This window comes from Halobacteriovorax sp. GB3 (assembly GCF_028649655.1).
GTDB lineage: Bacteria > Bdellovibrionota > Bacteriovoracia > Bacteriovoracales > Bacteriovoracaceae > BSW11-IV.
In genome coordinates, this window is the sequence record NZ_JAQSLN010000003.1 from 990,724 (window position 1) to 1,012,762 (window position 22,039).

Below are 22,039 nucleotides of genomic sequence, written 5' to 3' on the forward strand. Positions count from 1 at the left end.
TTATGAAATTGATTCTTTTAAGCACTTTGGTACTCTTTCTCAATCACACTCACGCTAAAGACTACATCATCAAAGTAAACGACAAAGAATCTCTTGCTCATCAAAATGAACTATCGATCAAAAAACATCTTGGAAGAGATTATTATCTCGTTGAAACTAACGAACAATCACTAGAGTCTTTAAGAGCAAGAAAGTCTTCTTGGCTCCTCTCCTATGAAGAAGATCAAGAGACTGAACTCTACACTACCGATCCCCTCTACTCCCTTCAATGGGGTCATCAGAACCTAGGAAATAATGAGCCACGAAGAAATGGAGGAACAATACCCATTCAAGGTGTTGCTGGTGCTGATTCAAATAGTGAAAAAGCATGGAAGATCACAAAGGGAAGTAAAAAAATAATCGTTGCTGTTATAGATACAGGTGTTGATTATAAGCACGAAGATCTCAAAGATAATATCTGGGTAAACACGCAAGAGCTTAATGGAAAAAAAGGTGTCGATGACGATAATAATGGATATGTCGACGATATTTACGGATACAATTTTTCCAAAAATACTTCCGATCCTATGGATGACAATAAACACGGCACACACGTTGCAGGAATCATCGGAGCTTCTCACAATAATGTAGGAATTAAAGGAGTCATGGCCGATGTTCAAATCATGTCGGTAAAGTACATGGATAAAAAAGGAAGAGGAACATTATCTAAGGCCATTGAGGCGATACTCTATGCCATTGATAACGGAGCAAAGGTTCTCAATAATTCATGGGGAGCAAGAAAGCACTCTCAAGCACTTGAAGAAATCATTCAAAGCTCACTTAATGATGGCGTGCTTTTTGTCGCCGCTGCCGGAAATAGCTATTCAAATAATGATGAGTATCCTAAATGGCCAGCAAATTACAAAAGCCCAAATCTGATTAGCGTAGCCGCTTATAACCCAGAAGATCGCCTAGCTGGATTTTCTTGCTATGGTAGTGAATCGGTTCATCTTGCAGCTCCTGGAAGAAATATCTACTCAACAGCTCCTAAAGATAAATACATTGTTCTCTCGGGAACAAGTATGGCCGCTCCCTTTGTAAGTGGAGCACTAGGGTTGGCACTTAGTTTAGAGAAAAATCTGACTGCAACTGAAATACAGGAACTTATCATCTCTAGCTCAGTAAAAGTTGATCATTTGAAAGAAAGAGTCAAATCTGGTGGGCGCTTGGACATTTACGAATTTTTAAAGAGTATTACAATTTTTTAAAGGTTAAGATAAACAAATATTTCACCACTTACGCCTTAATCATCAGTTATTTAAAGGCCTCGTTTTTTATACTCCTTTGATCCTCATCAAAGTTCGATAAAATATTAATCATAGCAATGACTAATAATAATCAAAGGAGGAATGATGGCACGTTTTGAGAAACCTCTTACAATCTGCGCCTGGAGCAAGAAAGTTAAGATTGATGACAATTGGCTTAGTCTCGAAGAATTTCTTTATGAAGTTTTACACATCGACTTCTCACACGGCATAAGTCCAGAGATGGCAGAGAAAGTTCAAAGAGAAACTAAGGAAGCCTTGAAAGCTTCTGCTGATTCACCTTAAGGGCCTGACGTGTACTTTCAATTAAGTCCATATCTCCAAGTAGAATGCGAAGATCGAGTGACCTTAGAAAGTACTTCTCTGCCTCGTTATGAAGATGCTGATCAAATTTACATTTACCAAGGTGTTGGTAAGCAAAACTTAGATAATAACGAACACCTTCATCAGTGCTCTTTGAGCAGATATCTAACGCCTTTGTAAAAAGTTTTTCCGCTTTACCAAATTTTCCCATCCAATGATATACACTTCCAAGACGAAGAGTTGAAACCACAAGAGAGAGAAGAACTCTATTATCTTTAAAGATTTGATAAGCTTCTTTTAAGCTCTTTTCCGACTCTTCTAACTGCCAAGTAATTCGCTGATAAGTTCCGGCCAAAGACAGAAGAGACGCGCGATCGATTTGATGACTTTGCTCTTTCGCCTTTTCTAAAATAAAGAGAATCCCCTTATTCATCTCCCCTATATCATCCGCTTCTTCTCTGAGGTTTTCGAGCATACTATAATTCATATTGTAGGGAATATCAGATATCTTCATCATGGTGATTGAATCTCTTTCAATAAATCTTCAAAATTAGAAACACCATAGTAGGACATTTTAATTTCAAGCTCTCGCGCGATCTCTTTTAAAAGAGAAGGTCCTTGAAAAATAAAGGCCGAATAAATTTGAAGTGCACGCCCCCCGTTTTTCCAGTACTCCCACATTTGATCAAAATGAGAAAAGCCACCTATACCAATGAACTCGACTTCTGGTGTTTCTTTTAAATGATCCAAGCATAGGGAACGAACGTGATGGGCCTTTTCATAAAGTAGCTTTCCTGAGACGCCACCAATTCCCCTCTCAGGCATAATCGTTGTATTTGTGGCCATCAGTCCTTCGAGTTTATATTTCTTTACAACTTCAATAATAGAAGGAAGATCTTCAGTATTAATATCTGGAGCAATTTTTAAATATAAGGGACAGTCTTGTTCTTTTCTTAGATCTTCTAATGCCTTAAAAATTTCTTCAAGTTCACTGGCCTTTTGTAAATCGCGAAGTCCTGGAGTGTTGGGCGAAGAAACATTGACGACTAAATAATCAGCAAGCCCAGCAAATTTTCGATAAAGCTTTTGATAATCTCGTGGTGCTTCTTTGTCTGGAGTTAGCTTATTCTTGCCAAGATTAATTCCTAATGGTCTTTTATTACGATTTGCTCCCATCACATTATCAAATAGGACATCGGCCCCTTCATTATTAAAGCCCATACAATTTCGAAGAGACTCCTCTTCAATATAGCGAAAAAGCCTTGGCCTTTCATTTCCAGCTTGAGCAAGTGGTGTTACCGTCCCAACTTCAACTGCACCGAAAAATATACGAGAGAAAAAATCAATGGCCTCTCCATTTTTATCTAGGCCCGCAGCAAGACCCACAGGAAATTTCCAGCGATTGCGACCGACTTGAAGTTCAAACTTAGAAACCTCACTATCTAGTTCGCCCTGAACAAAAGAAAGCAAATGAGGATAATGGGCCAAGAGATTAAGAGAGAGAGTATGCGCCTTTTCTGCATCCATAGAAAAGGCCATTTTTTTGAAAAGTTGGTAGGCAAAGTTCATAGATATCCTTAATAGAGCTGAACGAAGTCTCCTTCATGAACAGATCCTCCCGAGTGTAAAATGGCCACAGAACCATCTTTTCCAACATAATCGATAATTTCAATGGTTCCTTTTACTTCACCTTTTGAAACACCAATTAAAGCACCAGTCTCAGGATCATAAATCTCCTGCCCTTCAGTAATCACTTTTAAAATATCACCAATATTAATTCCTGACTCACGTCCGGCATTAAGATAGATTTTATTCCCCATAATCTTTGCTACACGCCCGACCCAATCAAGCTTCGCCGAAATATCGAGAACCTTCGGGATCGCTCTTCTAACAGCGACTTTAACTGCATAACGCAAGAGATCTCTACGGTACTGAAGTTTTGATTCTCTATCGGATACAAAAAAGCGAAATGAACTATCATCGGCATAACCGTTAAGTGTATCTGTATAGATTTCTTTATTTCCGTTAACATCAAAGATTCTGATTTCAACTTTACTTTCAGTATAGGACTTCGTCTCACGAACGAGTCCGATCTCATCTGTCTTCTCACGAATTCGCGCTTCAATAACACGACCAAAGATAACGAAATTTAACCCTTGAACTTTTGCCTTACGAGAAAGTTGAACAAGTTTAACCCCGCCTCCAGCATAAATTTCTTTTGAATTACCAAAAATCTTTTTGGCCATTGGATCAATGATGAACTCACCTGTACGAGATAATTCTCTTAAAAGCTCGTTTGTAGCAGTAATACCTAAGTCCTTACCGCCATAAGGAGATTCATTAAAAAATGTTAAAAGAGCGACACGTTTTTTCACTCCATTGAAATATTGCCTAGGATTTTGTCTTGGTCTTTTACCGTGATCAGTTCTTTGAATCACTTGATTAGCACAAGAACTCCACACAAATAAACCGAGTATTAGAATCAGATTTCTACATCTACCTTGCAACATGAACTCTATCCTTGAGATACATTATTAATTATTGCTGAGTTTTTTTGCCTTGAGACAAATCCCTCATTACTAGTATAAAAGGATTTTGCTCATCTTCAAAACCTAGGACACGAGTTTCCTGTTCAATAGATTTATTTTTGAGTCCTTTCAATAGATCAAAGAGAACTTGATTCTCCCCTCGGTACTCCACTTGAAGAATTGTTTCATTGGCACCAATCGAGAGAACATCTGTCGACAATCTAAGTGTGACACCCTTAGTTTGAAGATACTTACTAAAACTCTCAACTTCTCCTACTGAACGAAATCCTCTAAGCTTGAGTTGTACTCTCTTTTTTTCATTGAGCATTTCGGCCAGAGATTTCTTGATATCTTTAAAGCGATTCATCGGTAAACGATAAACAAGACTTGCAGAGTTTGAACTCAACTCGTGCTCATCAGAAAATGAGAAGCTCGCTTTTTCAGTAATAAAGTCATAATAATTGACAATTTTCTTAGAGTTTAGATCTTGAAGAATAAAGTCCCCATCAAAGATAAGGTTACGCTTCATCACAAGTTCATCGTCCCCTGTCTTTTTGATATCAACTCTGATTTTTAACCAGAGAGATTGTTTTAGCTCATCATCCATATTCATAATGGCCATGGTTGTATTCTCTTGGAGTACACCCTTGTCTTTATCAAAATAGGCAGTCGCTTCAACAGGAATCTTGAGGTAATTTACAAGCTTTTCTTTCATTGACTCATCAGCGACAATAACATCTTTAACAACGCCATTTAATGATTGTAGAAGCCAATTTCTCCAATACTGATGAATAACATTCGTAAAATCTTTTTCAAGCTTAACACCGAGATCAGTCCAGCTCATATCTTGTAATTTGAAATCAACTGTTACAAAGAGGTTGTTAAAACTTCTAAAGTCTTCAGTTCTAGTGAAATCATAATAGAGTTCAGTCAAGAGCTTCTTATTCACCTTGGCAGAAACATTCATATAACGAGATTGGGCCATTTGAGTCGAGCGAGTCATCTTTCTTACCGAATAAGATGAGATCACTCTTTCAATGCGACCAAAGCGCGATTTTAAATTCAGTTTTTTAACTCTTAGAGCATCTTCAAAGTCTTTTCTAACTTTAGTCGAAACTTCTTTATCCTCTTCAATTCCAAACTTCTCTTTCAAGTTATTTTGAACTAACTGAAATTCCGCTTCAAATTTTTCATTGTAGCGAGTCCAAAAGTTTTGAGAATCAAGTCCAAGCTTTTTCATTTCTTTTGTAATGACATCAGTAAAAGCTTGATAGAGCAATTGCTTCTTAACAAACGTCAGAGAGTCATCCTCGTGAGAGTAAAATCTCCCCTCTCCATCTGTATATTGTCCAGCTGAAAAACTAGAAATACTTACAGTCATCATTACTAGTGTTAAAATCCATTTTACCATTTTATGCATCCCTACAAAAATTTATTGAATTGTATTTATATCTTCTAAGCGCCCATCAACGATGAATTTCACTCCATTCTCATTGAGAACCTCGTTTACCTTTGCCGCCAATTTTGGCGTAGGATTGACGAGATAATCTTCACCAAGAGGAAGTCGCGCTCGACCATTCTCATGTTCAAAGATAATGTGCATTGGCACACTACCACGATAACTTAGAAGAACTCTTTTTAAGCTCTCAAGTTTGTATTCATTGAACTTATCAATATTAACATTAATTCGTACTGAAGTAACCCTTGTCTCGGCCTGGTCTTTGAGCTTTTGAATTTTTGTTGGAAAAATCTTTCTCGGATCTTCCGATAAATTCACCTGACCAGTAATGAGTAACGGTTCATCAGTAGCGAGCAATTCTTCGAATTCAAGAAATGTTCTTGGGAATACAATACATTCAATCTTTCCTGAAAGGTCTTCCAATGTCGCAAAACACATACGGTCACCTTTTTTGGTCATGATGTTCTTTCGTTCAACAATCATTCCACCAAGAACAATATCGCGCTTCCCATCTCCAGTTAAACCTTGAACTTCAGCAATTGGCATCGATGCCATTTGTAAAAGAATATCAGAATAGCGATCAAGCGGATGTCCTGAAACGTAAACTCCAATGAGCTCAGCTTCATGGAGAAGCTTTTCTCTATCGTCAAAGTCTTCAACAGGATTTATATCCAAAAGCTCTTTTGTCGACTGCTTCGCTTCTTCGGCCATTGCTCCAATATCAAATAGGCTCGTTTGCCCCAACTCTTTTTCTTTTTGTCTCTTTTGAGCATAACTAACGACCATCTCCATATTTTCGAGCATCGTCTTACGGTTAAACTCTTTCTCGCAGTCATCGAATCCACCAACTTTGATAAGACACTCGACAACACGTTTAGAAACAAGCTTTAAATTCACTCGTTCACAAAAATCAATGAAACCAATATAAGGTCCATTTTCTGTTCTCTCGCGAACAATCTCTTCAACGGCATTTTCACCAACGTTCTTGATCGCCCCCATACCAAAGCGAAGATTATCTTCGACAACATTAAAGTGCCAAAGGGACTCATTCACATCAGGAGGAAGAACTTCAACATCATAGTTCTTTGCATCGTTAATATACGTCGTTACCTTTTCAGCGTTTGAAAGCTCCGTTGAAAGAAGTCCTGCAAAGAAACACGCTGGATAGTAATATTTCAAAAATGCTGTTTGATAAGAAATATAAGAATAGGCAACAGCGTGTGATTTGTTAAAACCATACTCCGCAAATTTCGCCATCAGATCATAGAGGTGCTCGGCGATCTTAAGGTCATAGCCTCTTTCTTCGGCACCAGTTAAGAAGATCTGCTTGTGCTTTTCCATTTCCTTGAGCTTCTTCTTACCCATGGCACGTCTAAGCATATCCGCTTGACCAAGAGAGTAACCAGCAATGATCCTTGCAATGTTCATTACCTGCTCTTGATAAACAATAATTCCGTACGTATCTTTTAGAATTGGTCTAAGATCTTCAAAAGGATAAGCTTCCTCTTTACGCCCGTGCTTAATCTCAACGAACTCATCGTGCATTCCCGATCCCATCGGTCCAGGACGGTAAAGCGCGTTGATGGCGGTAATATCATCGATTGAATCAGGCATAATTCTCTTACAAAGATCGATCATACCAGAAGATTCAAGCTGGAAGACACCAGTGGTATTTCCATCACCAATAAATTTAAAAACATTTTGATCTTCATAATCAATGGCCTCGATATCAAAGCCTTTAACGTGATCTCTTTTAATAAAATCACAAGCAAGATCAATTACGGTAAGTGTTTTAAGACCGAGAAAGTCAAATTTAACAAGACCGATTTGCTCACCAAAGTCTTTATCAAATTGAATAACCTTCTCACCCTTACCACCTTTAAAAAGTGGACAGTACTCAACGAGAGGAAGGTTGGTAATAACAACCCCAGCAGCGTGAATACCAGCGTGGCGATAAAGCCCTTCTAGTCTTTTAGATATTGTGAAAATTTGACGAATCTTTGGATCCGTTTCAATAAGCTCTTGAAGTTTAGGCTCCATATCAATGGCCTTTTCAAGAGAGATTCCAATCTCATCAGGAATAAGCTTAGAGACCATATTGGCTTCAGCAAAAGAGAGATCAAATACTCTGGCGACATCTTTTACAACGGCCTTGGCCTGAAGCTTACCAAAAGTAATGATCTGACCAACTTTATCTTCACCATATTTTTGCGTTACATACTCAATAACTCTTTGACGTCCAGCCTGACAGAAATCGACGTCAAAGTCTGGCATCGAAATACGTTCTGGGTTAATGAAACGCTCAAAGAGAAGGTTGTATGGAAGAGGATCGATGTTGGTAATAAGCATGGCATAGGCAACGAGAGAACCCGCCCCAGATCCACGACCAGGACCAACAGGAATTCCATTATCTTTTGACCATTGAATGAAATCGGCAACGATCAGAAAATATCCAGGGAATCCCATATCAATAATCATATCAACTTCATATTTAAGTCGATCATAATACTTAGGTCTTAATTCTGATTCCCAATTATCTTGTTGAATTAATTTCGTAAAATGCGGACCTTTAAATCTCTCTTCAAGTCCTTCTGATGTGATTCGACGAAAGTAATCATTCATCGGCTCCCCTGTATCAATAGGATAGTCAGGAAGGTGATAAATCTGTTTTCCATCATCATCAGTCCACTTGAGCTCAACATTACATTTGTCAGCGATTTCAAGTGTATGATCACAGGCCTCTGGAATATAAGAGAAGGCACTTCTCATCTCCTCTGGAGACTTGTAGTAGAATTCCTGAGAAGTCATACGCATACGATTTTCATCGGCATATGTCTTTCCCGTTTGAACACACAGAAGAACTTCTTGTGCCTTCGCATCTTCAGGTGTCATATAGTGACAGTCATTCGTTGCAACAACTTTTAACTGATTTTCCTTGGCGTACTCGATGACTTTTTCATTAACAATCTTCTGCTCAGGAAGACCATTTTCTTGAATCTCTAGATAGAAGTCGTCTTTTCCAAATACATCGACAAGTTTCTCAATGGCCTTCACGGCCCTGTCATCTTGACCAGTGAAGAAATTGTATCCAACCTCGCCTTTTAAACAAGCTGTCGTACAAATAAGACCTTCAGAGTGTTCTCTTAAAAGTTCAATATCAGCTCTTGGCTTATAGTAGAACCCTTCCATATAAGCTTTTGATAAAAGTTTACAAAGGTTCTTAAAACCTGTGTTGTCTTTAGCCAGAAGAATTAAATGGTGAATTTGTCTTGATGCTTCTTCTTCATCTTGAGAACTCGCTGTCTTAGTTCTCTTGGCCGCACGACGATCATGGCGTGAACCAGGAGTGAAATAAATTTCAGAACCCAAGATTGGTTTAATGCCCGCATCTTTACAGCGACAATAAAAGTCGATCGCCCCAAACATATTTCCGTGATCGGTCTGAGCAATTGCAGGAACCCCAAGCTCTTGTGCTCTTGGAATTAAGTCCTTTAATCGAATAGCTCCATCAAGGAGAGAATATTGGGTGTGAAGATGAAGGTGAACAAAACTGTCTGGGTGTGTTTCTTGAAAAGATTTTGGAGTTTCCTCACTCATAGATAAATGCCTCAAAACTTGTGTGTCTGTCAGATTTGATTCTACCGTTTTCAGGGTCTTTTGTCAGTTGATGACGCGACACAAATACACATTTTAAGCATTTCTAACTATCTGAAATAAGGATATTAATACTTAAATATTGAGATACCTCTTAAAGTGATCAATGACATTGCTAGGAAGCGTCAATATATTGGAAATCTTTCCTCCAAAGCGACCACCAAGTCCACCCCACTGATTTTCATTAATGAGCTTTGCATCTTTTTGATCTGATAAATTGGAAAAGAGCACTTGCCCTTCAAAGACAACGATTTCTGTCTCTCCTAAAAGAGGATTCACTTTCAAAAAGTAATCAGTCCCACGCACTCCAATTGAGGCCTGCTTAGAAAAGATCACTCCCTTATTTTGCTTCTTTCTAAGATAACTCTTCCAGCGACAAATCCCTTTTGTAATTTCATATTTCTTTTGAACTTCCTTAGAAGTTAAGGCCAGATTCATTTCACTACTTGGTCCTAGAACAATGTGATTACCCCACTCTTTAATTTCAAGTTTTATAAAACTTGCCTTCTTAGTTTCTAAAACCCCCTTACCCTGAAGTGTATCACCTAATTTTAAAACCTTTCCATTATAGGAAGCACTTCCTTTAAGCTTTATTATCTTAGCTGTAGGGAGAGCGAGAATAGAAAATGAGAGAAAAAAGAAAAGAGAAAATACAATAGATTTCACAAAGGCTCCTAAAAAGAAATTTCAGCTATTTTCTCACTAGATCGCCTTTGATGCAAAAGAGGCAAAGCTTAATTATGTTTATATTAAGCTTTGCCTTATTATCTCAGAGATTTACTTCTGTAATGAGTCAAGCAATGGTCCAGAGATTTGAACAATCGCAGGTTTTGGCATGCTTTTTCCACCGTGGGGCCAGTGACTTGTTAGAGAATCTAATGATTTAGATTTCTCTCCAGGGTGCTGAACACTCAAGAAGATTGTCTTTCCGTCCGGTGAAAGTGTTAAGCCTGTAAGTTCAGCATCAGTTGGTGCCGAGGCCATTTGAAAAGCAACTCCAGCATTTGGGCCAGAGAGTGGAAAATAGAAAAGCCCATTATTTTTAAATTTCTTATACGGACCTTTATGCATCATTGAGCCTGACATGTCTGTCGTCATCCACAGATTCCCGGCCTTATCAAAGAGAAGATTGTCCGGGCATGAAAATCCACTATCAACTCCACCAACGGCAAAGTCACTTGATTTGAATTCTAATGATAAAGGGTCTTGGTTCTTTTCTTGGATTTTTAAAATCTTTCCGTGAAAGTTATTTTTTGGGTCTTCTAATTTATCACTATTGTAATTATTTGTTAAACAAACGAAGACATCATTATTTTTAGGATTAACTTCAACATCTTCAGGACGATCACATGGTGTTGCCCCTAAAAGCTTCGCCGCTTCACGAGCAAAAATAAGCACATCAGTTTGATCTTTAAAATTCTCTTGTAAAACTTTTTGCTTATTATAATCAAGAGAGAGCCACTGCCCTTTTTCAAGATTGGCAACAAAAAGCTCTCCTTCATCTAAAGAACCAGGCTTATTTGAAATGAATTTATAGATATGTTCATTCGCCTTATCATCACCAGAATAAACAACACAGCGCCCATCTTTAGCAACGACAGTTGTTGCACATTCATGTGAAAAACGTCCAAGACTTGTAAGTTTTTTTGACTCCCCAGTCTTAGGATTAACTTCGACAACCCAACCATAGTGCTCAGGAGGCATTTGATAAAATTCTTCCCAGCCATATTGGCCCTTAGAGAATCTCCCTTTTGAATCTCTTTCTCCGTAGAAATTTTGATAATTTTCTTCACAGGAAAGAACTGTTCCCCACGGAGTCGTTCCACCTGCACAACCTGCAAATGTTCCAATTGCTTTTTCGTGCCCAGCAATTTTTCGAGGGGCCACAAGAGGAATTTCACTTGTTGCCGTTAGTCTTCTATTGTAATTAGAGTTTTCAACAAGAGACCATTCATTGCGATCATTCTTTTTAATATGAATAATAGAACCACCTACTTCATAGCGTTCCTTATCAACTTGTTCCTTTGTTCTCTTGGAGCCTCTTTGCCAACCACTGACAAACATTGGATGGATATACTCGTGATTTACCCACATTAATAATTCATTTGAATTTAAAGGAAAAACAGCTGTGTAATCATTATTAAAACCGAATGTATCAGAGGAATTTAACTTCGCTCCCCATTCAACAAGTAACTTGTAATCAAGTCCCTTAGCGAGAACAAGATCATCTAAATCACTAGGCTTAATTCCCATGAGTGATTCTTGATTTTTACACCCACTCAAAACAAGAGGAGAGCTCACTGTCAAAGCTCCAAGAGTTCCACCTAAAAATGCCACAAACTCACGACGAGAAAACTTACCATCTTTCATATAAAAACCTTTTTTATTAATTGATATGCAATAGCATAATCAAAGATCGGTATTTATATAAGAGAAAGAAATGTTTTTAGAAAAAAATATTTGAATCCTAACGTTCAGATGTAAAACCTACTTAATTTTAGAGCATTCAAAGATAGAACTCACTGTTTTTCATTTAATTAATCATGGAGTAATCCAACTTTTAATTACTTAGAATGAGTAATTAATTCACACCAAGCTTTTCAAGCTATCTCATTTTTTAAAACCCGCCACAATCGACAATATTTTAATTACCTAACAATTCACCAAAAAGGGGAACGCATGAAATACCTTCTTCCACTCTTTCTCATAATGAGTTTCTATTCTTCGGCCAGAGATTTTTGGCCAAATAAGAAGGTCTCAATTTCAAATAAAATTATCACGCAAGAAGGTCTTGACGCCGCTGAGTTTAATGAAATGTACTCGAGAACAACTTCTGATCTTAGAAAAGAGTATGTACAAGAGGCCATTCAACTAATGATGGCCGGAGCTCTTGGACCGGAAGCGTTGAAAATGATCACAACATTTGATGATCGCGTTTACGATAGAAGACAAGTTTCAAAAAAAGGAATGGGGAACACTTTAGCAGGACATTTTCGTTCAGCGCTTGCAAGGATTAATGAAGAATATGAATTCGAGGGTGGAAACCCAAAAGTTAGAATGAGTTCAAGAACTGAAGATTATGATGCAAGTATTGTATGGGGCGCAAGTTCACATGCTCAAATCTATGCAATCTTAACAGTTAAAAATAAAAGAACAGGAATGACAAAGAGTTACTCGGCATACTCTCACGTTTCAAGAGTTGGAGTTATCGGAAAGCAACTTGCTCTTCAAGTTTTTCACTCGGCCCATGCAACTCAATTCCCAACGACTCTTGAAGTTGGTTATCGAAAAATGAAAGTATCAGGAATTAGAACCTATACATCTAGAGGTTATACTCAATACAAAACGCTCATCGACCAGGTATCTAATTACTGTCGTTCTAAAGGTGCAAGACTTCCATCAGTTAATGAACTGACGTCTCTCTTTTCAAGAGGGCTTTATCACGGAGGACTTAGTATGGGTCAGAAAACGGAGTGGGCAGCGATGAATCATGGAATGAGGGCCTATGTTAATTCACAGTACCCTCAAGGTAACACAGGTTCTCTAACAGATAGCCCTTTTAACAGAACAATTACTTACTTTTGCGTTAAAGAATAATCAACTTGAAATAAATCCAGAATATGGCATCATTTTATAGTAATCATAAAAAGGATTCTATGAATGATGCCTTCTTTTAAAGTCACAATTTTAGCACTCTCACTTTCTGTATTTTCAACTGCTAGTTTTGCCCAAAACAAAGAAGAACTAAGACTTCAACAATTAATTTTTGATACACAAACTCTTATTCCAACGATTCAAGAAATCGATGGAAGTTTTAATAAAAAGATACAAACGATTCCCTATGAGTACTTTCAAGTTGCAGAGAATCTAAGAGAGATGGATAAGATAGCTCGCAATGACTTCTCTAAGAGAGAGGCTGTCCTCGCTTTTGAAAAGAGATGCTCTCTCAACAAGAAAGTTATTACCATCATAAAGGCCCTTTGCCTCACACACTACCTTCAAAACATTCCGAAAGAAAAAAGAAAGGCCGAATCAAAAGAGTATTCGGCCGAAATAATAAATTTAACAAGATTGATTATTGAAGAGAGTTAAGCAGCCTTTCTCCCCTCTTTCTTTTCGTGATAGTACTCAGCATAATTATTGTCTATTCCCATAATGTGAGAAAGTAGCCAGTTTTGAATAAAGGCAACAATCTTTTCGGCATCAAATTTACCTGTTTCAAGTTGCGCTCTATGCTCTTTTAACTGAGAAACGAGATTTCTGTGAACCTTTGCATGTGCTTCATATTGAGGATAATTGATTGATCTCATAAACTGCTCTTCTTCATCAAAATGAAAGACAGCATATTGCATGAGTTCATCAAATGATTTTTTCATGTGAGCAAAGTTTTTAGAATTAATTGCGTTAATGAGAACATTGATTAACTTCACAATCTTTTGGTGCTCATCATCTATTTTATCGATATTGAGTCCATAGTCGTTTGACCATGGGAAATTTGGTAATTTCTTATCAACGGCTCTATTTCCACCAAAAACAAATTGATTCAAGTTTTTAATATTTTTTTCTAAAGACAAATTCTCTTTTTCCACAAGTTCAGAAACTTTCTCTGTCTGAGAAGCTAGAAGAGCACTTTGATCGATACTCTTTTCTAACTCCCTAATTGAGAGACTAATCTCACCAATCCCTTCAGTTTGATGAGTTGAGTAATCGGCGATTTCATTAATCATCGAACTGACACTTTCAATATTTTGATTGATCGTTTGAAATTGAGTCAGGCACTCATCTACTTTCTCTTCACCGACAGATATATTTTGCGAAGAAACCTCAATGAGCTTATTCACTTTTCTCGTTGTTTCTTCAACGATTTTTTTAACTTCATCAATACTTTCATTGAGCATATCAGAAATCTCATTTGCCGCACTTCCACTCATCGATGCTAGGTTTCCAACTTCCTCCGCAACAACAGCAAATCCCTTTCCATGTTCACCTGCTCTTGCCGCTTCTACAGAAGCATTAAAGGCCAAGAGTTTCGTTTGAAAGACAATATCATTAATCACTGTTGTTTTCTCTGAAATCTGAGAAATGATCGTCGTGATGGTCGAAAAGCGCTTTTCATTCTCTTTCATTTCATCAGTAATCGTTCCATTACCTTTTTTAATCTCATTAAAAGATCTTTTTAAATCCTCTCCAATTTCAAGACCATGTGTGCTCATTTGCACAGATTCTTTAGAGAAATCACTTGATTCGATTGCCCTTTTTGAATTGGACTCAACTGTTTTTCTAATTTCTCCAACTTGAAAGATAACATTATCTAAGTTTTCTCTCTGCTCTTTACTTCCTTCAATAAGATATTGACCAGTTTCAGAGATTTGCTCAGAAGAGCTTCTAAGAGATTGCAGTTGATTTCTCATATGAGCTGAAATATTTGTCAGAGGTTTTAGAACAATTTTCTTAGAGATCATCACAATTGACCCGGCCATAAGTAGAACGATGGCCCCTACTACTGCGAGAAATTTAAAAATCAAATTATTTACATATTCATTAACGTCATTAATGTAAATCCCTGTCCCTAAAACCCAATTCCACTCAGGATAAGATTTTACAAAGGATAGCTTTGGAACATGTTTTTTAGGATCTTTCTTATCATTCCAAAAGTACTGATAAAAACCCTCTCCATCTTTTTTAGCGATTTTGACAATTTCTTGAAAAAGAAAACTCCCTTTTTTATCTTTAAAGTCGGCCATATTTTTACCAATTAAAGATTTTTTTGGGTGGGACACAAGAACGTGATCAAAATCGTTAATCCAAACGTAATCGTCCTTGTCTTTTCCATAGAAATGCTGACCAATTTCAGCGGATGAACGAAGTTTGGCTTCCTCTATTGAAATTTTATTGTCTTTAACGAGCATTTGATTGTTTTGAATTGTTGCCATTGAGAGGTCGATGACATTTTTCAAAGAGGCTTTTCTCTCAGCAATAATCGAATTATACATGTGGGATTTCACTAAAAAGAGAAAAACGAGAACGATCGAGACCATTGGAACAAGTGTCACAATTTGTAATTTCAGACCAATACTAAGGCTCTTTTTCATTTACTCCCCTTTATCTTAGCTAAACCCTTGGATTTTCATGTATATTTCCTCAACTGATCGGAATTTTGCCTAGAATTCTTAAACAATTTTAGGGTGCTCAAGATTTGAGCAGAACTAAAATTATTACACTGTGAAATTGTAAGGATTGGAAAATTGAACAATAATGCGCTTATGGTCATAAAGAGAAAAGTCCCTAAAAATAAAGGACAATTGGAATTCGATTTCAAAAGAGAGCAAGAGCCGGATAGAAACTTTCATCTGGGAGGACGCTCATTTTATTTTTTCGACTTTGATGACAATGTGGCCTTTCTATCGACTCCTGTCGTGATTTTTCATAAAAAAACTGGTGAAGAAAAAATCCTAACAAGTGGTGAATTCGGGCAACAATCCGCGCTCATTGGCAAAGAGGGACCTTATGCCGATTACACCGTTGATCTGTGTGATGCTCATGGCTCTTTTCGCTATTGTCGCGATCAGGAAATCAGTATTGTTGATAGAGTTAAAGGAAAGAAGCAAAGATTTATTTTAGATATTGAAGAAGCACTTAAACTACATGACTTCAACTGGAAGGCCCCTTCTTGGAGCTGTTTCTATCACGCGACTTTTAATAAGCGTCCGATGTCTGTTATTACAGCTAGAGGCCATCATCCTGAGACGATTAAGAATGGAATCGATGTCATGGTGAGAAAAGGTCATTTACCTCATAGACCAAACTACTTAAGTATCTACCCAGTTAGTAATCCGCAAACGAGGGCCGATCTCGGAGATCCAGATCTTACAACTTCTATTGCCGAGCTAAAGAGAAAAGCTATTTTTGAGTCGGTTGAAAAGGCGATTGAAACTTACGGATACTCTAACCACCACCGTTTTGGGATGAGTGATGATGACCCTAAGAACGTCGAACTCGTTACTGAAGCGATGAAAGAGCTGAAAAGAAAATACACAGAAATGAGCTTCTTTGTTATACAAACCTATGAAGATTCATTTGAAAAGCGTGAAGTATTAGAACATCGAACAGATGACGTTATAAAAAAAGACCTACACGGAATTGATCAATTACCACTTTTTAGTTAATAGGAACTCATATGAAAAAAATTATTCTTCCCTTAGTGCTATTTATGCAAATGACAGCTGTTCAAGCTTGGACCTACAAGTGTGACAAAGTCATTCTCAATTCAATGGATGCGCGCATTCAAGTTAAAACCGCCAATATCTTAGCAGAAGTAAGCTTAGACGGAGTGATGCTTGAAGGGACATACACAGCAAATGGAGATGATTACGAACTCATCTTTAATCGTTTCTACGATCTTGATGTCGAAAAAGATTTTTTTGGAAATTATAGCGTCGAAAAGAATCACAGAGGTAATGTCTTCGCTTGTGGAGAGCCAGGTAACCCATGTGTTGAGACAGAAGAGGTAACTTTTAGTGAAAAGTCACTCGTTTTAAAATACTCTGAAACATTTAGAATGAGATACCTGACTTCAAATGAGTTAACTCAATTTAATTTTCATCTCGCTTGTAAACTAGCAAATTAGATAGGAGTAGCTTCTGCTACTCCCACTCTATTGTTCCAGGTGGCTTACTCGTAATATCATAAACAACTCTCGTCACACCCTTCACTTCATTTGTTATTCTATTTGAAACTTTCGATAAGAATTCATAAGGCATATCCGACCAAGTAGCCGTCATACCATCGCTTGAATTTACTAAGCGCACACAAATAACTTCTTCATAGGCCCTTGAATCACCCTTAACACCAACTGTTTTTACAGGAAGTAACACAGTAAAGGCTTGCCATGTGGCCATGTAAAGATTTTGATTATGGAGCTCTTCAAAAAGAATTTGATCTGACTCTTGCACTTTCTTAATTGATTCAGGTTTCAATTCCCCAAGAACTCTAATTCCAATTCCTGGACCAGGAAATGGGTGGCGATGAACCCACTCTGGATTAAGCCCTAGCTCTTTTCCAAGTGCCCTTACCTCATCTTTAAAGAGATATCTTAAAGGCTCTAAAAGCTTAAGTTTCATTCTCTCAGGAAGCCCCCCAACATTATGATGGGACTTAATCGTTACCGACTTTCCATCTTTTTCATGGGGAGAAATAGACTCAATTACATCAGGATAAAGTGTTCCTTGAAGGAGGTATTCAAACTTGATTCCATGATTACTTTCAAACTCATGAACTTTTTGTTCAAAAACTTCAATAAATGTACGACCAATACACTTTCTCTTATCTTCCGGATCACTAAGTCCAACAAGTTTTGGAAGAAACGTTGGAGTCGCATCAATCACCTCAATGTTGAGACCAGTTTCTTTTTTCAAAACTTCGATATGAGCATGATCTTGCGGGCGTAAAAGTCCGTGATCGACAAAGAAACAATAGAGGTTATCCCCAATCAATCTATGCGCAATTGCGGCTGCAACAAGAGAGTCAACACCACCAGAGAAAGCGCAAAGCACCTTTGCCTGACCAATCTTTCCAACAAGTTCATCAGCTTCTTTAAGCATTTCTGTAGCATCCCAATCTTTTTCGAGTTTCGCGATCCCTTCAAAGAAATGGTTGAGAATATCCTTCCCATGCTCAGAGTGCTCTACTTCTGGGTGAAATTGTAATCCAAAGATTGGGCGGTCTTTATGCTCAATGGCCGCGACCAATTTATTATGAGACTCCATAACAAGATTAAATTCTTTTGGAAGTTTAGAAACATGATCAGAGTGAGACATCCAAACATTCACATTGCTCGGGCAATGAGCAATACTGTAATCTCCAACAAAATGGAGATTAGCATGTCCATACTCTCCAATTGTCCCCTTTTCAACAGTTCCACCAAAGTACTTTCCAATCAGTTGCATTCCATAACAGATTCCAAAGATAGGAAGATCTTCGTTAAAAATAAAACTGTAATCTGTTTCATCTTCAAATACTGACTGAGGACCACCTGATAATACCAGTGCCTTTGGTCTTAAATTCTTTTCAAAAAGTTCACGACACTTCTCAACAGTTATAATTTCACTTGAATAGCCAAGTTCACGACTTTTTCTCGTAATTAACTGTGTGTACTGTGAACCAAAATCTACAATCCAAATTTGTCTATCGCTCATCTTATTCTCTTTTAGTTTAATTGATAATTAGGTGCTTCTTTCGTCACAACGACATCGTGTGGATGCGACTCTTTTAAAGATGCAGATGTTATTTTAATAAACTCAGCTCGCTCTTGAAGAAGATCAATTGTAGGAGCTCCGACATAGCCCATACCAGCTCTTAGTCCACCAACCATTTGATAAACATTTGAAGCGAGAGAACCTTTATAAGGAACTTGCCCTTCAATCCCCTCTGGTACAAGTTTCTTATCTTCAACTGAGGCTTGTCCATAACGATCCTTAGATCCTAGGGCCATAGCACCAAGAGAACCCATCCCACGATAGATTTTATATGAACGTCCTTGATAGATAACCATCTCACCAGGAGTTTCATCACATCCGGCAAAGAGAGAGCCAATCATGACACAACTTGCTCCTCCAGCGATCGCCTTAACGATATCCCCAGAGTATTTAATCCCACCATCAGCGATGAAAGGAATGTCATGTTTTTTACAAACTTCAGCACATTCCATAACAGCACTTAATTGGGGAACACCAATTCCTGCGACAATTCTTGTCGTACAAATCGAACCTGGTCCAATACCAACTTTTACAGCATCGGCACCAGCTTTAATTAAGTCTTCACAAGCTTTTGCTGTTGCTATATTTCCGGCGACAATATCAACCTTGTCACCGACTAAGTCCCTTACTCTTTTTACCATGTCGATTACACCTTTTGAGTGTCCATGGGCCGTATCAATAACAATGGCATCAACACCGGCCTTAAAAAGAAGCTCAGCTCTATGAAATTCCTTATCTCCAACACCTATAGCAGCAGCACAACGAAGACGCCCTAGAGAGTCTTTATTAGAGTTAGGAAAATCAATATTTTTTAGAATGTCTTTGATCGTAATAAGACCTTGAAGCTCATTCTTTTCATTAATGATTGGAAGCTTTTCGATACGATGCTTATGCAGGACATCCTTTGCTTCATCCAGATCAATATCAGACTTAGCTGTAATTAATCGATCTGCAGATGTCATAATATCTTTCACCTTCTGAGAAAGATCTGTTTCAAAGCGCATATCGCGGCTTGTACAAATCCCAACAAGCTTTCCATCTTTACCAACAACAGGAACACCAGTGATGTTATGTTCTTTAGTAATCTTTACGACTTCATGCAAACTATCTTCAGGTGCGACAGTAATTGGATCCGTAACCATCCCTGCTTCATATTTCTTTACCTTTCTGACTTCATCAGCTTGGTGTTCTGGTGAAAGATTTTTATGAATAACACCAATCCCACCTTCTTGGGCCATAACAATCGCAACAGGTGCTTCTGTAACAGTATCCATAGCAGCAGAAACAATTGGGATATTCACATGGATATTTTTTGTGAAGCGAGACTTTAAATTTGCACTTGCAGGAAGTATTTCAGAGTACCCTGGGCGCAAAAGAACATCATCGTAAGTTAGTGCGTGATCTTCTAAAATTTTAGGCATAACAAACCCCATTTGTTTATTTAAGTATTTAAAAATAATAGACTGTTTTATTATAACTGGGACTTCAATTGAAAGGCAGATTGTAAAATGTGCCAGTCAAAAAAGGCCCACAATTCAGTGGGCCTCTTTCGAAATTTATATTCAATCAATTTTAGTAGGATTCTTTGTAATCTTGATCGTAATTCTTGAGCTCTTTAATAAGGCTATTGATTTCTTTAGAATGTCTCATTTGCTTTTTATACTCTTCTACCAGTGACTTCTCAAATAAATCACCTTTAATCTGAACAGGACTTACTGAAGCAGGTCCTCGCATCATCATTTTTTTCTTTGGCATCTCTTTTACCGAAGCAGGTGCTCTTGCAGAAGATTGATCAGAAGTGGCAGAAAATATTCTCACAGCAACACCCGACTTTGTCTTGTAGTCAGGTTTGAACACTTTGTGTTTAGTTACTTTCTTAGGCTTTGACTGAGCTTCTTTTTTGAGTTTTTCAATCAAAAGATCTTTGTACATTGTATTCTTTGGAGACTTAACATAAATCATTGTACCAGGCTCTGTTGCCATTTCATTGGCAGAAGCAGGTGTTCTTTTTGAATCAACTTGCTCTTTCATTGAAGGAGATGAACCTTTCATTTCTTTTTTAACGATTTGTCTTCTTCCTCTTTTTTCAAACTCTTTATCAACTCCATCAAAAAGCGTTAGAACCTTTCTATAAGTTGCTTCTCCAATTGGTGTCGGATTTCTTGGTGCCCCATTCTCATAGTTCTCAGAGATAAAAGAGAACTTTCCAGCATCGACACTTAATTTAAGATAAGAGTGGATTGAATTGGCAAACTCAACATCTTCTTTTAATGCCATAACTTGTGTTTTACCACTTGCTTGATCAAAAGAAATAATGAAGTCACTACTGTCATAGCGAGTGTGGGCATTTACAGTTGAAACCATAAAATCTTCATTACGCTTTGAATACGAGCGAACCCAAAGGTATCCACCTTTTAATTCTAATGCCCTATTCATAACAATAAGATAACCAGATCCAGATAAATGAAAGTCGTGATCATAATTATCACGAAACGAAAGTTGTGATCCAACTTCTGTGAATATTTCATCAAACTCAAAAAGAGCATCACCTTCGCGAAGCTCAATCATCGTTGATTTACCATCGATGTTTCTCGTAACAAAGGCCTTTCCCATCAAATTAACGACAAGTCCCTTCTCTGTCGCTGCGACAGCAGAAAAACTTATCAAGAGGGAGAGAAGACTAATTACTCTTATATTTTTGAACAATCTTTTCATAGTGCGGACTCAATATTTGCCATTCTGGCGTGTTTCTATACTTCTTTCTGAATTCTTCCACAGTGCCAAAGAAATTCTTTTCATCACCTAATTTTAAATAAGTTAACCCAATCCATAACTTAGCACCAAGATAGTACTGGCTCGTTGGATAGTTTTTAACAAGTGTTTGAAGGTGCTTCAACGTCCACTCGTAATGCTTTCCTGATTCATAAGAGGCTACACCTGCTTGAAAAAGAAAGTGGTCATCTTTAGATTTTGAACTTGGATATTTAATTGCAAATGTATTATAGAACTGAGCAGATTTCTCAAAGTTCTTCATGTTAAATTCTTTATCAGCAACGGCGAGAATCTCTTCAGGCTTCCACTTGTAAATATCAAATTTAACCATGTCATTTGAATCAACCATTTTTACACTAGCTAATCCTCTTCCTGGCCTCTCTTCAGTGATTCCCTTTTTTAAGCTCTGAATCTGACCTTCAAGATAGTAATTCTTGCTCTCCAAGGTTTTCACTTTAGACTTTAATCTTGCCGTCTCAATTTTAAGTTGCTCATTTTCTTTTAGAAGAGCATAACTCTTATCCTCGAGTCGATTGTAATAAGCTGCTCTTTGTTCCATAAAGTCTACGGCTCCACACGATGTGAAGAGAGCTGCGATCATAGTCATTAAAAATAAATTCATCATACTTTTCATGGACACGTTCCTTAATCCATTGACACCCATTTCAATAAACTGTTCGGATTTTTGACAAAATCATTTAGTAAAAAGTGAGTGATAGGAAAAAAGGACCTACTTCATCCATAGAATCGGATATTTAGGTGTAT

General features: G+C 37.6%; 18 protein-coding genes. 6 read left to right on the top strand and 12 right to left on the bottom strand.

Annotation, left to right across the window (positions count from 1 at the left end):
* The first annotated feature begins 2 nt into the window (after positions 1-2).
* Entirely contained in the window at positions 3-1,247 is a 1,245-nt protein-coding gene (locus tag HBN50_RS11195) for a S8 family peptidase (RefSeq protein ID WP_273870036.1), read from the top strand.
* 141 nt (positions 1,248-1,388) lie between these two features.
* Positions 1,389-1,589 (top strand): hypothetical protein, encoded by a 201-nt coding sequence (locus tag HBN50_RS11200; RefSeq protein WP_273870038.1) that lies wholly within the window; start codon positions 1,389-1,391, stop codon positions 1,587-1,589.
* Here the strand turns inward: HBN50_RS11200 and HBN50_RS11205 are convergent.
* The 7 genes from HBN50_RS11205 to HBN50_RS11235 all read right to left on the bottom strand — a co-directional run bounded on the left by HBN50_RS11205 (position 1,552) and on the right by HBN50_RS11235 (position 11,618).
* The gene (locus tag HBN50_RS11205; protein ID WP_273870039.1) at positions 1,552-2,124 is read right to left on the bottom strand and encodes a tetratricopeptide repeat protein; all 573 of its coding nucleotides are present in this window, start codon (positions 2,122-2,124) and stop codon (positions 1,552-1,554) included. The two genes, HBN50_RS11200 and HBN50_RS11205, sit on opposite strands and share 38 nt — an antisense overlap.
* A complete protein-coding gene (pyrD, locus tag HBN50_RS11210; RefSeq protein WP_273870040.1) occupies positions 2,121-3,176 on the bottom strand; it encodes a dihydroorotate dehydrogenase (quinone) in 1,056 nt (351 codons plus the stop codon). Before pyrD ends, HBN50_RS11205 begins: the two co-directional genes overlap by 4 nt.
* Positions 3,177-3,184: 8 nt before the next feature.
* The gene (locus HBN50_RS11215) at positions 3,185-4,117 is read right to left on the bottom strand and encodes a hypothetical protein (protein WP_273870041.1); all 933 of its coding nucleotides are present in this window, start codon (positions 4,115-4,117) and stop codon (positions 3,185-3,187) included.
* A gap of 28 nt (positions 4,118-4,145) precedes the next feature.
* Positions 4,146-5,546: a hypothetical protein gene (locus HBN50_RS11220; protein WP_273870042.1), complete on the bottom strand. Its 1,401-nt coding sequence runs from the start codon at positions 5,544-5,546 to the stop codon at positions 4,146-4,148.
* A gap of 21 nt (positions 5,547-5,567) precedes the next feature.
* Entirely contained in the window at positions 5,568-9,191 is a 3,624-nt protein-coding gene (dnaE, locus tag HBN50_RS11225) for a DNA polymerase III subunit alpha (RefSeq protein ID WP_273870044.1), read from the bottom strand.
* 132 nt (positions 9,192-9,323) lie between these two features.
* A complete protein-coding gene (locus HBN50_RS11230; RefSeq protein WP_273870046.1) occupies positions 9,324-9,914 on the bottom strand; it encodes a FecR domain-containing protein in 591 nt (196 codons plus the stop codon).
* A 111-nt stretch (positions 9,915-10,025) separates the two neighbouring features.
* Positions 10,026-11,618 (bottom strand): PhoX family protein, encoded by a 1,593-nt coding sequence (locus HBN50_RS11235; protein ID WP_273870048.1) that lies wholly within the window; start codon positions 11,616-11,618, stop codon positions 10,026-10,028.
* 309 nt (positions 11,619-11,927) lie between these two features.
* Here HBN50_RS11235 and HBN50_RS11240 point away from each other — a divergent pair, with 309 nt between their 5' ends.
* Together HBN50_RS11240 and HBN50_RS11245 are read left to right on the top strand one after the other, a co-directional pair.
* Positions 11,928-12,845: a hypothetical protein gene (locus tag HBN50_RS11240; protein ID WP_273870050.1), complete on the top strand. Its 918-nt coding sequence runs from the start codon at positions 11,928-11,930 to the stop codon at positions 12,843-12,845.
* Positions 12,846-12,908: 63 nt separating this feature from the next.
* Positions 12,909-13,340, top strand: coding sequence for a hypothetical protein (locus tag HBN50_RS11245; protein ID WP_273870053.1), 432 nt, complete (start codon positions 12,909-12,911; stop codon positions 13,338-13,340).
* Here the strand turns inward: HBN50_RS11245 and HBN50_RS11250 are convergent.
* On the bottom strand, positions 13,337-15,340 hold the full coding sequence (locus HBN50_RS11250; protein WP_273870054.1) for a bacteriohemerythrin: 2,004 nt from the start codon (positions 15,338-15,340) through the stop codon (positions 13,337-13,339). The two genes, HBN50_RS11245 and HBN50_RS11250, sit on opposite strands and share 4 nt — an antisense overlap.
* A 171-nt stretch (positions 15,341-15,511) precedes the next feature.
* On the opposite strand from HBN50_RS11250, the gene HBN50_RS11255 reads away from it, so the two are divergent.
* Positions 15,512-16,414, top strand: coding sequence for a hypothetical protein (locus HBN50_RS11255; protein WP_273870055.1), 903 nt, complete (start codon positions 15,512-15,514; stop codon positions 16,412-16,414).
* A gap of 11 nt (positions 16,415-16,425) precedes the next feature.
* Positions 16,426-16,875: a hypothetical protein gene (locus HBN50_RS11260; protein WP_273870056.1), complete on the top strand. Its 450-nt coding sequence runs from the start codon at positions 16,426-16,428 to the stop codon at positions 16,873-16,875.
* 16 nt (positions 16,876-16,891) lie between these two features.
* On the opposite strand, the gene guaA is transcribed toward HBN50_RS11260, so the two are convergent.
* The 4 genes from guaA to HBN50_RS11280 all read right to left on the bottom strand — a co-directional run bounded on the left by guaA (position 16,892) and on the right by HBN50_RS11280 (position 21,908).
* Positions 16,892-18,442 carry a glutamine-hydrolyzing GMP synthase gene (gene guaA / locus HBN50_RS11265; RefSeq protein WP_273870057.1) on the bottom strand — a complete coding sequence of 517 codons (1,551 nt, stop codon included), beginning with the start codon at positions 18,440-18,442 and terminating at the stop codon, positions 16,892-16,894.
* 11 nt (positions 18,443-18,453) lie between these two features.
* The gene (guaB, locus tag HBN50_RS11270; protein ID WP_273870058.1) at positions 18,454-19,923 is read right to left on the bottom strand and encodes an IMP dehydrogenase; all 1,470 of its coding nucleotides are present in this window, start codon (positions 19,921-19,923) and stop codon (positions 18,454-18,456) included.
* 151 nt (positions 19,924-20,074) lie between these two features.
* Complete coding sequence (locus HBN50_RS11275; RefSeq protein WP_273870060.1) at positions 20,075-21,217, bottom strand: hypothetical protein; 1,143 nt, start codon at positions 21,215-21,217, stop codon at positions 20,075-20,077.
* Positions 21,183-21,908, bottom strand: a complete 726-nt coding sequence (locus HBN50_RS11280; RefSeq protein WP_273870061.1) for a tetratricopeptide repeat protein — start codon at positions 21,906-21,908, stop codon at positions 21,183-21,185. The genes HBN50_RS11275 and HBN50_RS11280 overlap by 35 nt, the downstream gene beginning before the upstream one ends.
* Positions 21,909-22,039 lie beyond the last annotated feature (131 nt).